Below are 14395 nucleotides of genomic sequence, written 5' to 3'. Positions count from 1 at the left end.
GTGCGCTCCAATGCTTGGTGGGGGAGTCGTTATTTGGCGAGTGCGCGCTCGGCGGCGGCGGTGACAGCCTCGGCGGTGATGCCGAACTTCTCGTAGAGGACCTTGTAGTCGGCCGAAGCGCCGTAATGCTCGATCGACACGATCTCGCCGCCGTCCCCGACGAGCCGGTACCACGGCATCGCGATGCCGGCTTCGACGGAAACCCTGGCCTTGACGCTCGGGGGGATGACCGAGTCGCGGTAGGCCTTGTCCTGTTCGTCGAACCATTCCACGCAGGGCATCGAGACGACCCGAGCCGCGATGCCCTTGTCTCTCAGCGCCTTCTGCGCGTCGACCGCGAGGTAGACCTCGGAACCGGTACCGATCAGGACGACCTGGGGGTCACCGTCGGCTTCGGAGAGGATGTATCCGCCTTTGGCCACACCTTCGGCGGATGTGCCCGCGAGGATCGGAAGGTTCTGTCGGGTCAGGGCGAGTCCGGCCGGGTTGTGGCGACGCTGCAGGATCTGCTGCCAGGCGTAGGCGGTCTCGTTCGCGTCACCGGGGCGGACCACATCCAGGTCCGGGATGGCCCGCAGAGCTGCGAGGTGCTCGATCGGCTGGTGGGTCGGACCGTCTTCGCCGAGCCCGATGGAGTCGTGGGTCCAGACGTAGATGGGGTCGGTCTTCATCAGGGAAGCCAGGCGCACCGCGGGTCGCATGTAGTCGGCGAACTGCAGGAAGGTGCCGCCGTAAGCGCGCGTCGGACCGTGCCGGACGATCCCCGACAGGATCGCACCCATGGCGTGCTCGCGGATACCGAAGTGCAGCGTCCGGCCATACGGATTGGCACTCCATTGCTTGGTGCTGATCGAGCTGGGTCCGAACGATGCGGCGCCGTCGATGGTCGTGTTGTTGCTGCCGGCGAGATCGGCGGAGCCGCCCCACAATTCGGGCAGGACCGGACCGAGTGCGGACAGTACCTTGCCCGAGGCGGACCGGGTCGCCACGTCCTTGTCGCCGACCTCCCACTTCGGCAGGGCATCTGTCCAGCCGTCGGGCAGGCCGTTGACGTTGAGGCGGTCGAGCAGGGCCTTACGGTCCGGGTAGGCCTCGGCCCATTCGTCGAAGGACTTCTCCCAGGCCTTGCGCAACTCGGCGCCGCGATCGACCAGCGACCTCGTGTGCTCGATGACCTCGTCCGAGACGTCGAAGTTCTTGTCGGGATCGAATCCCAGCAGCTTCTTGGTCGCTGCGACCTCGTCGTCACCGAGCGCCGACCCGTGCGCGCTGCCGGTGTTCTGCTTGTTGGGCGCCGGAAAACCGATGATCGTGCGCAGGACGATGATCGACGGCTTGTCGATGACGGCCTTGGCCTTCTCGATCGCTTCCTCGATCGCGGTGACGTTCTCGCCGCCCTCGACGTGCTGCACGTGCCAGCCGTAGGCGGCGTACCGCGCCGCGACATCCTCGGTCAGCGCGATGTCGGTGTCGTCCTCGATGGAGATGTGGTTCTTGTCGTAGAAGACGATCAGATTGCCGAGCTGCTGGGTACCGGCCAGCGAGCTGGCTTCGGACGTGACGCCCTCTTCGATGTCACCGTCCGAGGCGATGACGTAGATGTAGTGATCGAACGCGCTGCCGCCTACCGGAGCGTCCGGGTCGAACAGACCTCGCTCGTAGCGGGCGGCCATCGCCATGCCGACGGAGGAAGCGAGACCTTGTCCGAGAGGACCGGTGGTCATCTCGACACCGCGTGTATGGCGGTACTCGGGGTGCCCCGGTGTCTTCGAGTCCCAGGTGCGCAGTGCCTCGATGTCCTCGAGTTCGAGTCCGAAGCCACCCAGATAGAGCTGGATGTACAGCGTCAGGCTCGAATGTCCGCAGGAGAGGATGAACCGGTCACGGCCCATCCAATCGGTGTCGGTGGGATCGTGACGCATCACACGCTGGAACAGCGTGTACGCGAGCGGGGCCAGGCTCATGGCCGTGCCGGGGTGTCCGCTGCCGCATTTCTGAACGGCGTCGGCAGCCAGAATCCGTACTGTGTCAACTGCTTTCGTGTCCACCTCGCTCCAGTCAGCTGGATGAGAGGCCTGGGTTAGCGCGCGAATTTCGTCTGATGCTGACACGATCGTGGGAACTCCTACAAGCTCGACTCCGGTACAGGGCGGGGCTGCGCACAGCCCGACACCAGCCTAGTCGTCTCAGCTCGATGTCGTGGCATACGGGACGCGAATTGTCGGCGCAGTGCCGACCACGGTGGGTGACAGGCCGCTGTGGTGGGGTTTCGACCTCGATTCTGGTTCTGGAACCCTGGCCGTCTACCATTCTCTGTAGTAGATGGACGAGTCAGGAGATCTAGTGCGGATTGGGGAACGTGTGAGCGGACACGGTTTCGCCTCCTCCCCGGCGACAGGTGGCGGTGAGGCGCCGCCGGTGTCGACCCCGTCAACACTTCGTCGGCGGATTCAGAGTGCGGCGCTGGCTTATCTCGCGCTCACCAAGCCCCGGGTCATCGAGTTGCTGCTCGTCGCCACCATTCCGGTGATGTTGCTGGCAGATCGCGGCAACATAGATCTCGCCCTGATGGCCTGGACGTTGCTGGGTGGCTGGTTGGGTGCGGCGAGCGCGAACACCTTGAACATGGTGGTCGACGCGGACATCGATCAGAAGATGAAGCGCACCGAACGCCGACCTCTGGCCCGCCACGCGGTGTCGACACGAAGCGCCCTGATCTTCGGCATCCTGCTGGGTGCCGGGTCGTTCGCGGTTCTCTCCCTGATGGCGAATCTCCTCAGTGCACTGCTGGTGATGGCGACCATCGCGTTCTACGTTTTCGTCTACACGATGATCCTCAAACGCCGGACCTGGCAGAACGTCGTCTGGGGCGGAGCAGCGGGATGCATGCCGACGTTGGTCGGCTGGTCCGCGGTGACCGGAAGCCTCAGCTGGCAACCGCTGGTGCTGTTCATGGTCATCTTCTTCTGGACTCCGCCGCACACCTGGGCGCTTGCCATGCGATACAAAGAGGACTACCGCGCTGCCGGGGTCCCGATGCTCCCCGTGATTGCCACCGAGATCCAGGTCACGCGGCAGATGCTTTTCTATACATGGGCTACGGTGCTGAGCACCCTGATCCTGTGCCTGGCGACCAGCTGGATCTACGCCGCAGTCGCTCTGGCAGCCGGCGGATGGTTCATCTTCGTCGTCCACAAGCTCTACCGTTCGACACTCCGGGGTGAAGAGGTCACACCGTTGAAGGTGTTCCTGCAGTCGAACGAATACCTCGCGATCGTGTTCTGTGGTCTGGCAATCGATTCGGTGATCGGGTTTCCGACACTTGCCGGCCTGTTCTGACGTCGTCCGTTCAGTACATCGTCGGGCAACTTTTCGGGGTCGGATGGGCGTCCTGGATGCCATGAGCGTTAACGTCTGTTGATTCGGGTTTGTCGTAGGGCCCTGTAGCCGAACTTCCTTGGGGGGAATCGTGTCGTATCCACATGGACCTGGGTCCGGGCCTGCCGGTGGCGGCCCCGTGTGGCAGCCGTATTCGGAACCCACGGTGGCCGGCCGGCCCCAGTTCGGGCAGTCGCAGCCGGGTAATCCGCAGTATGGGCACCCGGCACCGGGCGAGGCCTACCAGCCCTACCAGCCCTATCCACCGCAACCGGGTCAGTGGCCCACGGGGCAGAGTGGCTTCGGACCGAGTGGCGGGCCGCCTCCGCCGCGATCACGCAAGCCCCTGATCATAGGTCTGGTCGCGGGCGCTGCGCTCATCGTTGTGGCGCTGGTCGTGACGCTCGTGGTGACCCTTGCCGGAGGCGGTGGCGCGGCCGGAAGTCCCGACGCCGCGGTGAAGACGTACTTGCAGGCCCTGTCCGATGGGAATGCACAGAAGGCCTTGGGGGTCATGAAGGCGCCGCCGTCGGACCTGCTGCTCAACGACGACATCTTGAAGAAACAGCAGGAGATCGCCAAGATCACGGACATCAAGATCGTCGACACCACCAAGGCCGGAGACATGGCCACTGTGCAGGCGACCTACAAGTACGGTGATCGCAATGCGGACGAGACGTTCATCCTCCACGAGACCGGCGATTCATGGCGCTTGGATGAGGGTGCGGTCGGCGTAGAGCTGTCGTCGTCCATGGACATACCCGAACTCACCGCGTTCGGTGTCGCGGTCGACAAGGAAGCCAAGATCTACTATTTCCCCGGTCCGATGGAGTGGGGAAGCGCGGACAAGAACTTCACCGTCGTCGACACCAAGGCCAAGGACTTCCCGATGTCAGCTCAGGCCTATTTCGGGGTATCGCAGCTGACCACCGAGCTCAGCGGGACCGGCCGCAATGCCGTGCAGTCGGCGATCACGACCTACCTCGACAACTGTGCTCTCTCCAAACAGGCGGACGCATCGGCGGACAAACCTGGGTGCGGACAGAATGTGTACGCGTACAACGCAGAGCCCGGGTCGGCCACCTGGACCGCACCGACCGACTTGTCGAAGCTCGAGTACCGCATCGGCTACGACAATCCCGAAGAAGTGTCCGTCAGCGGCCAGCTGCCCTGGTCGGTGACGTACCGCACCACGGCGACGAGCTATCGGCCCGCGGAGAACAAGACCGAACAAGACGACGAGTTCCTGTACGGCAAGGTCGACCTCTCGGCCGACCCGCCGACGTTCACCTCCGACTGAGCCGAGCTACGCGCCGTTGGTGGTCAGAGCCGACCCGGGAGCAGGACGACGGAACCGGTGGTGGCGCGAGCGGCAAGGTCGCGGTGCGCCTGTGCGGCGTCGGCCAGTGGGTATGAGTGACCGACAAGAACTTTCACGGTGCCGTTTGCGATTCCGCTGATCACGTCGCCCGCGCGCCAGGTGAACTCGGCGTCGTCGGCGGTGAAATCCCCGAGCTTGGGACGGGTGACCGACAAAGAGCCCGCCGCGTTGAGCCGCTGGAGATCGAAGGGCGGCACCGGGCCGCTCGCCGCCCCGAACAGCACGACGAAGCCGCGGACGGCGGTCGCGGCCAGACTCTGCTCGAAGGTGTCGGCGCCGACCCCGTCGTAGGTGACCGTGACTCCGCGTCCGTTCGTCAGCGCGCGTACCTGGTCAGCGAGGTCGTCGCCGTACCGCAGGACCTCGGCTGCGCCCGCCTCACGGGAGAGGGTCTCTTTGGCGTCAGAGGACACGGTGGTGATGACCCGTAGCCCTTTCGCTTTCGCCATCTGGGTGAGCACCAGGCCGACGCCGCCCGCGCCCGCGTGCACGAGGATCGTCTCACCCGGTTGTGGATGGGCTGACCCGTCCAGCAGGTAGTGCGCGGTGAGGCCTTGGAGCAGGGTCGATGCGGCCACCTGATCGTCCACGTCGTGCGGGACGGGGATCGCCCTCGCGGCGCGCACGACAACGAGCTCGGCATAGCTGCCCGGTGCGTCGCACCAGGCAACTCGTTGGCCGACGGTGAGCGACGTGACCTCGGGTCCGACTGCGATCACCTCGCCGGCGCCCTCACTGCCTGGGACGTAGGGCAGGTTCATCGCGTACGCACCCGAGCGTTGGTAGGTGTCGATGAAGTTGACCCCGGTGGCGGCAACCCTGACCAGAACCTCACCGGCGCCGGGTTCCGGATCAGGCATGCTCACGTACTGGAGCTCTTCGGGACCGCCGTGCTGACTGACCTCTATCGCATGCATGTTTCTGTTGTACGCGGGCCGGATGAACGGACCTGTCACCGGGCCCGCAGCACCCCGGCTCTATGCTGTTTTCCATGAGTGAGCACCAGGGCGTCATCTCCGCGATCACCAAGTACGTCGCCCGTGAGGGCGGCTCGGCCACCGCGGTTCTCCAGCCCATCGGCGCAGCGGGCGTTCGCATCACCCTCGTCGGTGGTCAGGGCGGCATCCTCGGCGACCAGGTCGTCGGAGACCTGGATACCGCGAAAGCGATCGTCGACAAGGTCGAAGGCCTCGAGATCGGCGAATGGGACCGGGAGCTGACCTCCTCGGTCGACGTCCGGCCCGGTCACCACCGCAAGATGGCGGGCTGGGTCGCGAACACCTGAGCCCTCCGGCTCAGCTCAGAGCGGCGGGTGACCGCTCCGCCCTCGTGTGGTCGACACCGATCGGCGATAGTCGCGGTCGCATCGCGAGCCACAGCGCGGCAGTTGCCGCAACACACGCTCCCGCGCCCGCCACGTGCACGACCACCAGAGCAGCCGGAATGTCGGTGACGTACTGCGTCACCCCGACAAGAGCCTGCGCGGTGACCACCGCAACGACGACATAGAGCCGTTTCTTGAGCCTGCGCGATGCGCCGACCGCAAACAGGGCAAAGCCGATCGCGACGAGGACCGACAGGTAGGCGATCAGTAGGTCGGCGTGGAGATGTACCAGCGTGGTGATCTCGACCGCGAGCCTCGGGACGGGCTTGTCGATGCTCTTGTCACCCGCGTGGGGGCCTGCGCCGGTGACCATCGTCCCTGCGACGAGCACTGCACCCATCAATATGGCGGACAGCACGGTGAGCCAACGCAACGCAGCAGGCACCTCGGCGATCGCCACGGCGTCGTCCGGTTCACGGACCTTCTCCAGCAACAGCACCGAAAGCCAGACCATGGCCATCGACAGCAACAGGTGGATCGCCACGGTCCACCAGAGCAGTCCCGTCAGCACCGTGATACCGCCCATCACGGCCTGTACGACAGTGGATACGGGCATCAACCATGCGTAGACCCGGACCTCGTACCTGCGTCGGGCGCGGGTCACGGCGATGACGATCAATGCGGCGGTGAGCACAACCAGGAACGTGAGCATCCGGTTGCCGAACTCGACCGCTTGGTGGATCGCCGCCACCTCACCGTGTTGGACGGGCGTGAAGCTGCCCGGGAAGCACTGCGGCCAGGTCGGGCATCCCAACCCCGACGCCGTCACGCGGACGACGGCCCCGGTGACGGCGATGCCCGCCTGGGACAGCACCACCGCGATGGCGATGCCGATCTGAACGCGGAGCGAGGGGAGTGGGAGCCGGTCGACGAGCCGGACAAACAGGCGATACACGCTATCGATCGTAGGCTGCGGTCCGATGCCCACCGGCCTCAGGTGAACCTCATCGACGTCGGCGGGGTGACCTCGCCGACGATTCTCAGGTGAACTTGAAATACCTCACTGCGGCGACGCCGGACACGGTGCCCCAGACGGCGAGGACTGCTAGTCCGAAGAGGTCGACCGACCCGGCGGTGGCCTGGTGCAGGGCTTCGCTCAGGGCGCCCGACGGCGTACATCGGGCCACCCACTGCGCTGCGTCCGGCACGCGGTCACCGAGTACCACGATCGATCCGATGCCCAGGAATGCGAACCACAGGAGATTGGCCAATGCGAGAACGACCTCGGCCTTCAGGGTGCCTCCGAGAAGCAGGCCCATCGCCGAGAACGTCAGGGTGCCGACCGCGATGGCGATGATGCCCAGCAGAAGTCCGGCAACCGACGGCCGCCAGCCCAAGGCCACCCCGATTCCACCCAGGATGACCGCTTGAATGCTGACCACGACCGCGACGGCGATCGACTTGCCGGCGATGACGCCCCACCGGGGCAGGGGTGTCGCCCCCAGCCGTTTGAGCGCGCCGTAGCGCCGGTCGAACCCGACGGCGATCGCCTGACCGGTGAACGCCGTCGACATCACCGCGACGGTCATGATGGCCGGCACGAACAAGTCGGTGCGGGACTCGTCGAAGTCACCGATCGGGAGCAGGCACAGACCGATCAGCAGCGTGATGGGTATGAACATCGTGAGCAGCTGTTGCTCGCCGTTGCGCAGCAGGAGCATCAACTCGATACGCGACTGCGCGGCGATCATCGTCCTGATGGGTGCGGGGCTCGGGCGGGGGGTGAAGGTTCCGGCGGCGAACCGGTTGGGAACGGTCATCCGCGCATACCTCGTCCGGTCAGTTCCAGGAACACGTCCTCGAGGCTTCGGGTCTCGACCCTCAAATCGGTGGCGAGCACGTTGATCTTGGCGCACCAGCCCGTCACCGTGGCCAGCACCTGCGGTGTCACCTGACCACGTACCAGATAACCACCCGGGGAGAACTCGCTGCACGAATAGCCCTCGGGAAGAACTGTTTCCAACAGCGTGAGGTCGAGGCCGCGAGGGGCATGGAAACGCAACTCGTTCTCGGCGCCGCGACTGGTCAGCTCGGCAGGCGTGCCCTTGGCGACCTCGACGCCGTGGTCGATGATGATCAACTGATCTGCCAGTTCCTCGGCCTCGTCCATGAGGTGGGTGGTCAGCAGGACCGAGACCCCGTCCGCCCGAAGGCGTTCGATCAATTCCCACACCATGATCCGGGCGTGGGCGTCCATGCCGGCTGTCGGTTCGTCGAGGAACACGACCTCGGGCCGTCCCACCAGGGCGCAGCCCAGGGCGAGGCGTTGTTGCTGCCCGCCGGACAGGCGCCGGTACGACGTGCGTTGCGCTTCGACGAGACCGAGGTTCTGTAGGAGCCAGTCCGGATCGATCGGATCGGCGGAGTACGACGCGCACAGGCGCAGCATCTCGCCCGCGCGGGCACCGGGGTAGGCGCCGCCGCCCTGCAACATGACGCCGATCCGGCTGCGTACCTTCTCGTTGTCCGCGATGGGGTCCAGACCCAGCAGGGTGACTTCCCCCTCATCGGGAGACTGGAATCCCTCGCAGATCTCCACCGTGGTGGTCTTACCGGCGCCGTTGGGGCCGAGTATCGCGAGGATCTCCCCGGTCTGGAGTTCGAGATCGAGCCCACCGACCGCGGTGGTGTCGCCGTATCGCTTCACGAGCCCCTTGACCGACAGGGCCGGACCGGCCGCCGCAGCGCCGGTGACACCGGCGGCGGACGAGGGGCTACTCACAACGTCCAAGAGTAAGCGTCGGTTGGTGCGGTGCGGAACACGGGTGACCGCCGCGCCGGGCGACGGTTCTCAGGGGACCGACCCGACGGACTCGGCGACGTCGGCCTTTGCCCGGCGTCGGCGCTGCCAGGGCATTTCCTCGAAGAACAGTGCTGTGAGTATCGCCACAAGCAGAACCGCCGCGACGATCGCCTCCGCGAGCTGGAATCCACGTGTCCCTGCCCCCGTGGGCAGCACGACCACGGAGATGATCGCGGAGACGGTGATCGCGATGATCCGGAACCAGCGACCGGTCGCCCAGGCTGCGAGCGGGATGATCGCCCACAGGAGGTACCACGGCTGGACGAAGGGGAACAGCAGGACGAAGGTGCCCATCGCGATCCCGAGCGCTCCAACCGGGTGCAGACGTCCGGCGAGCGCGGCGAGCAACCAGCGGACGACGAGGATGGCGGCGATCACCTGGGCGACCGGTCTGGCGACGTCGAGCATTGCCTGGGTGTGATCGCCGAGCCCGAGCTGCACGCCGATCCGGCCGGTGGTCACAGACAAGAAGGTCGGCATCGACATCCAGGAGCGGACGACGTCTCCGGTCGAGAGCGTCGTCGTCCACCCGAATCCGAGGCCGGTTCCGAGTGAGATGGCGGCGGTGACGCCGCCGAGGATCACTCCGAGTAGCCCCGCGGATCCGAGTAGCGCAGCGACGCTCCGTTTGGACCGTTGCCAGTACTCGCGAGGTGGTGCGTGCCGCAGGGCGGGCAGGGTGGCGCCCCATCGTCTGGCCAGCGCGATGCCGACGAATCCGAACGCGAGCACCGAGGCGATCTTGATCATCGCCGACGCGGCGAGCAGCACGGCGCCGGCCAGCAGCAACCATCCTGCCGCGGAAGGCAGCCACGACCCCGGTCTTCGCAGGCGTTGTGGCGAATCGATGCCCCGGAAGCAGATCTCGATGCCGGCCAGCATCATCCCGAGCATGAGGGCCTCGTTGTGGATGCCCCCGACCAGATGCAGGATCAACAGCGGATTCATCGCGCCGAGCCACAGGGCGGCAACCGGGGAGACACCGCACCGCTTCGCCAGACGCGGCAGTGCCCAGACGATCAGCGCGACCCCGAACAGCGCGAGGGCTCGGTGTGCAACGAGTGCAGCGGGAATGTACTCACCCGTGATGTGGGTGATGCCGTCGCCGAGCCAGAGGAACAGCGGACCATACGGCGCGGGTGTTTCTCGCCACAGATTGGGTACGGACCGGGTGAACACGTGGTCTATCCCGAGTCCTGCTGCAGGGCTGACCGCGTACGGGTCGAGCCCGCGGGCCGCGATCTCGCTCTGCGCGAGGTAAGAGTAGACGTCCTTGCTGAGCATCGGCGGCGCGACGACGAACGGCAACAGCCACACCAGCAGAGTCCGGTCGGCCTGTCGTCGCGTCATCCGGCGTTTCGGGGTGTGGCCCTTCATCACGTCGACTCCGAGTCGGCCGACCGCGAAGCGCCCGAGCAGCAGCCATGCGAGGACGAGGATCACCGTGCCCGCGAGGGAGAAGGTCAAGGCGGTCGGCCACATCCGCGAGGGCAGCGAGAGGACGCGAGTGCCCGCGATGGGGTTCTGGAGTACCGGGAGTGCGCCGGTACCGAGAGCGCCGACCAGCACCAGTACTGCGCCGGTGGCCCCGAACAACCGGATCTTCAGGAGCCGTCGTGACTCCTCGCGATTGAGTGGGCCCACCTCACCCTCGTCGCCATGGAGCTTGGCGACTGCCAGTCCGTAGTCACCGGTGGAGTCGCGGCCCGGTGGGCTCGCCCCGACGCGGTGGAGGCCCAGATAATCGGCGGAACGACCGAGCGCCGTCCGAACCGGGTGGCGTGGATTCGTCGCCGGAGCACTCGCGTCGAGATCGGTGGCTGTGGGTTCCGGCACAGGTGCGACTGTAATCGCACGGAGTTCGATCGCCGGTGAGGCCGTCGCGCGGGAAGGGCGGCGCCCGGGTGACGCAATCGACAGCGCCAAGCAAGGTGACCCTTGCTAGCAATCGATTCTTATTTCGGTAACACTTGTGTTGTGAAAACGGCACAGGAACGCTCGCATGCCCTCGAGGTGGCATCGATCTCCGATGCGCCGGGCACACACGACACCGACGAGCTGCACAGTCCGGTCACCGTCAGTCATGACGGTCACACCCGTGCGGCGGTCGTCACACTCATCCTGGAACAGGGGCCGGTGACCGCCGGCCACATCGGCGAAGAGCTCGGGATCACGCCCACTGCGGTTCGGCGCCATCTCGACGCGATGATCGCATCGGGCGACGTTGTCGCCACTGCTGCGCCTCGTTACGCCCAGCGTGGCCGAGGCAGGCCTGCGAAACACTTTCAGCTCACCGCCGCTGGTCGTGGGCGTCTCAAACACGCGTACGACGACCTGGCCGGCGCCGTGATGCGGCGACTCCGTCGCATCGGGGGCGAAGAAGCCGTGCAGGAGTTCGCTCGGGACCGTGCTCAGGAAATCGTCTCCGAGGTGCAGGTATCCGGCAGTTCGGCGGAAGAGCTCGAACGCACGGCGGAAGAAATTGCCGAAGCACTGACCAGTGCGGGATTTTCTGCGACCACTCGACGCGTTGGTAATGGTGTGCAGATCTGCCAGCACCACTGCCCCGTGGCGCATGTGGCCTCCGAGTTCCCTGAACTCTGTGAAGCCGAGACGGCAGTGTTCACGCAGAAACTCGGCACCCACGTGCAGCGCCTGGCAACGATCGCCAACGGTGACTGCGCATGTACCACCCACGTGCCACTTGCAAATCTGCAGGTGGCAAATCAGGTCGACGCCCAGCCCGCGTCGGCACCGGCAGCCTCCGGAAGGAGTCACACATGACGGTCACAGACCCGACACCCACACAGACAGCTGCTGCGGGCGTATTGACGCAGGAAGAGACGATCGACTCTTTCGGCGCCTATGGATACGGCTGGGCGGATTCGGACGTCGCGGGAGCGAGCGCGAAGCGCGGTATCTCCGAGGCGGTCGTCGCCGATATCTCGGCCAAGAAGAGCGAGCCCGAGTGGATGCTCGCCGCGCGCCTCAAGGCGTTGTCGATCTTCGAGCGCAAGCCGATGCCCAGCTGGGGCTCGAACCTTGACGGCATCGACTTCGAGAACATCAAGTACTTCGTGCGGTCGAGTGAGAAGCAGGCCGCAACCTGGGATGACCTGCCTGAGGACATCAAGAACACCTACGACAAACTCGGTATCCCCGAGGCGGAAAAACAACGACTGGTCTCCGGTGTCGCTGCACAGTACGAGTCCGAGGTCGTGTACCACTCGATCCGCGAGGATCTCGAGGAGCAAGGTGTGCTGTTCCTCGACACCGATACCGCTCTGCGCGAGCAGCCGGAGCTGTTCCAGGAGTATTTCGGCACCGTGATCCCGGCTGGAGACAACAAGTTCTCTGCGCTGAACACCGCCGTGTGGTCGGGTGGTTCATTCATCTACGTGCCGCCGGGCGTGCACGTCGACATCCCGCTGCAGGCGTACTTCCGCATCAACACCGAGAACATGGGCCAGTTCGAGCGGACCCTGATCATCGTCGACGAGGGTGCTTACGTGCACTACGTCGAAGGCTGCACCGCTCCGATCTACAAGACCGATTCGTTGCACTCGGCGGTCGTCGAGATCATCGTGAAGAAGGGTGGTCGGTGCCGGTACACCACCATTCAGAACTGGTCGAACAACGTCTACAACCTGGTGACCAAGCGGGCCAAGGCCGAAGCCGGCGCCACGATGGAGTGGGTCGACGGCAACATCGGTTCCAAGGTCACGATGAAGTACCCGGCTGTGTGGATGACCGGTGAAGGTGCCAAGGGTGAGGTGCTCTCGGTGGCGTTCGCAGGCCCCGGACAGCACCAGGACACCGGTTCCAAGATGGTGCACCTCGCTCCGAACACCTCCTCGAACATCGTCAGCAAATCGGTGGCGCGTGGTGGTGGCCGAGCGTCGTACCGCGGCCTGGTTCAGGTGAACAAGGGTGCGCACGGTAGCCGATCGACGGTCAAATGTGACGCGCTGCTGGTCGATCAGATCAGTCGCAGCGACACCTACCCGTACGTCGACATCCGTGAGGACGACGTGACCATGGGGCATGAGGCCACCGTCTCCAAGGTCAGCGACGATCAGATCTTCTACTTGATGAGCCGCGGTTTGACCGAGGACGAGGCGATGGCCATGGTGGTTCGCGGTTTTGTCGAGCCGATCGCGAAGGAACTCCCGATGGAGTACGCGCTCGAGCTCAACCGGCTGATCGAACTGCAGATGGAAGGGTCGGTGGGATGAGTTCTCCTTCCGGAGTAGTGGGACCGGCCGGGGTGGTCGGAGCAGTACAGGGTGAGAACGTTCGTCCCGTCGCGAACAAGGGCGAGCAGTTCACCTCGTTCGACGTCGATGCGTTCGAGATCCCGCGGTCCAAGGACGAGGCGTGGCGATTCACCCCGTTCCGGCGCCTGCGCGGTCTCCATGACGGATCGGCGAAAGCCACCGCACAGGCGGTGACCACGGTCGAAGGTCTGGTCGAGGGTACGAGCGTCGAGACCGTCGGTCGCGACGACAAGCGCCTCGGGCAGGGTGGCGTGCCTTTCGATCGTATTGCGGCACAGGCTTATTCGGCGTTCTCCGAGGCGACCGTCATCACGGTCGGCAAAGAGGTCACCCCGGCAGACCCGATCACCATCGTGATCGAGGGTCCCGGTGAGGGCGAGTTCGCATTCGGGCACCTGCAGGTTCGCCTCGAGGCGTTCGCCAAAGCCGTCGTGGTCATCGACCAGAAAGGCAGTGGCACATACGCCGAGAACATCGAGTTCATCGTCGGTGACAGCGCCCACCTGACGGTCGTCAATGTCCACGACTGGGCCGACGATGCTGTCCATGTCGCGGCGCATCACAACCGGATCGGGCGCGACGCGGTACTGCGACACTTCGCGATCAGCCTCGGAGGCGACCTCGTTCGCATCTCCCCGATCGTGCACTACGACGGACCCGGCGGCGACGCCGAATTGCTCGGTCTCTACTTCGCCGACGCCGGTCAGCACCTCGAGCAGCACCTGTTCGTCGACCACTCGCAGCCGCACTGCCGTTCCAACGTCGTCTACAAGGGCGCCCTGCAGGGCGTGGCGAACGATCGCACGCGTGAGGCTCACACGGTGTGGGTCGGTGACGTGCTGATCCGTGCCGAGGCCGAAGGCACCGATACGTTCGAGCTCAACCGGAATCTGATCCTGACCGACGGTGCTCGCGCCGACTCGGTGCCGAACCTGGAGATCGAGACCGGTGAGATCGTCGGAGCCGGACACGCCAGTGCCACCGGACGTTTCGACGATGAGCAGCTGTTCTACCTGCAGGCTCGCGGGATTCCCGAGGACCAGGCCCGCCGATTGGTGGTGCGCGGCTTCTTCGGTGAGGTGATCGCCAAGATCGGTGTGCCGGAGTTGCGTGAGCGGCTCGAGGCAGCAGTCGAGGCCGAACTAGAGGTCGCCGGCGCCTGAGGCGCGGCC

12 protein-coding genes are annotated in these 14395 nt (G+C 65.3%); 6 read left to right on the top strand and 6 right to left on the bottom strand.

Translation table 11 applies throughout. The annotated features are described in order from the left end of the window. Positions 1 to 29 precede the first annotated feature (29 nt). Positions 30 to 2111, bottom strand: a complete 2082-nt coding sequence (gene tkt, locus J3S28_RS06545; RefSeq protein WP_207838974.1) for a transketolase — start codon at positions 2109 to 2111, stop codon at positions 30 to 32. A gap of 232 nt (positions 2112 to 2343) precedes the next feature. Between tkt and J3S28_RS06540 the strand changes: the two genes are divergently transcribed. Together J3S28_RS06540 and J3S28_RS06535 are read left to right on the top strand one after the other, a co-directional pair. Further along, a complete protein-coding gene (locus J3S28_RS06540; RefSeq protein WP_307796900.1) occupies positions 2344 to 3339 on the top strand; it encodes a heme o synthase in 996 nt (331 codons plus the stop codon). A 130-nt stretch (positions 3340 to 3469) separates the two neighbouring features. Beyond that, on the top strand, positions 3470 to 4678 hold the full coding sequence (locus J3S28_RS06535; RefSeq protein ID WP_207838967.1) for a DUF4878 domain-containing protein: 1209 nt from the start codon (positions 3470 to 3472) through the stop codon (positions 4676 to 4678). Between the two features lie 23 nt (positions 4679 to 4701). Here the strand turns inward: J3S28_RS06535 and J3S28_RS06530 are convergent, their stop codons facing one another. Continuing rightward, entirely contained in the window at positions 4702 to 5676 is a 975-nt protein-coding gene (locus J3S28_RS06530; protein ID WP_207838965.1) for a quinone oxidoreductase family protein, read from the bottom strand. Positions 5677 to 5738: 62 nt separating this feature from the next. Between J3S28_RS06530 and J3S28_RS06525 the strand changes: the two genes are divergently transcribed. Beyond that, positions 5739 to 6044 (top strand): hypothetical protein, encoded by a 306-nt coding sequence (locus tag J3S28_RS06525; protein WP_207838963.1) that lies wholly within the window; start codon positions 5739 to 5741, stop codon positions 6042 to 6044. Between the two features lie 10 nt (positions 6045 to 6054). On the opposite strand, the gene J3S28_RS06520 is transcribed toward J3S28_RS06525, so the two are convergent. From J3S28_RS06520 to mptB, 4 genes are all read right to left on the bottom strand, one after another. Next, entirely contained in the window at positions 6055 to 7038 is a 984-nt protein-coding gene (locus tag J3S28_RS06520; RefSeq protein ID WP_207838961.1) for a COX15/CtaA family protein, read from the bottom strand. Positions 7039 to 7123: 85 nt separating this feature from the next. Further along, on the bottom strand, positions 7124 to 7903 hold the full coding sequence (locus J3S28_RS06515; RefSeq protein WP_207838959.1) for an ABC transporter permease: 780 nt from the start codon (positions 7901 to 7903) through the stop codon (positions 7124 to 7126). Next, positions 7900 to 8865, bottom strand: a complete 966-nt coding sequence (locus J3S28_RS06510) for an ABC transporter ATP-binding protein (protein WP_207838957.1) — start codon at positions 8863 to 8865, stop codon at positions 7900 to 7902. The genes J3S28_RS06515 and J3S28_RS06510 overlap by 4 nt, the downstream gene beginning before the upstream one ends. A gap of 69 nt (positions 8866 to 8934) precedes the next feature. Continuing rightward, the gene (mptB, locus tag J3S28_RS06505) at positions 8935 to 10686 is read right to left on the bottom strand and encodes a polyprenol phosphomannose-dependent alpha 1,6 mannosyltransferase MptB (RefSeq protein WP_237341236.1); all 1752 of its coding nucleotides are present in this window, start codon (positions 10684 to 10686) and stop codon (positions 8935 to 8937) included. A gap of 237 nt (positions 10687 to 10923) precedes the next feature. Between mptB and J3S28_RS06500 the strand changes: the two genes are divergently transcribed. From J3S28_RS06500 to sufD, 3 genes are read left to right on the top strand one after another with little or no spacing between them, the layout of a single operon-like run. Next, on the top strand, positions 10924 to 11730 hold the full coding sequence (locus J3S28_RS06500; RefSeq protein WP_207838953.1) for a helix-turn-helix transcriptional regulator: 807 nt from the start codon (positions 10924 to 10926) through the stop codon (positions 11728 to 11730). Next, positions 11727 to 13181: a Fe-S cluster assembly protein SufB gene (gene sufB, locus J3S28_RS06495; RefSeq protein ID WP_084836872.1), complete on the top strand. Its 1455-nt coding sequence runs from the start codon at positions 11727 to 11729 to the stop codon at positions 13179 to 13181. The genes J3S28_RS06500 and sufB overlap by 4 nt, the downstream gene beginning before the upstream one ends. Continuing rightward, entirely contained in the window at positions 13178 to 14386 is a 1209-nt protein-coding gene (gene sufD, locus J3S28_RS06490) for a Fe-S cluster assembly protein SufD (protein ID WP_207838951.1), read from the top strand. The genes sufB and sufD overlap by 4 nt, the downstream gene beginning before the upstream one ends. The last annotated feature ends 9 nt before the right edge of the window (positions 14387 to 14395 follow it).

Source organism: Williamsia soli, from assembly GCF_017377795.1.
Lineage (GTDB): Bacteria > Actinomycetota > Actinomycetes > Mycobacteriales > Mycobacteriaceae > Williamsia > Williamsia soli.
This window is presented reverse-complemented; position numbering and strand designations above follow the sequence as displayed.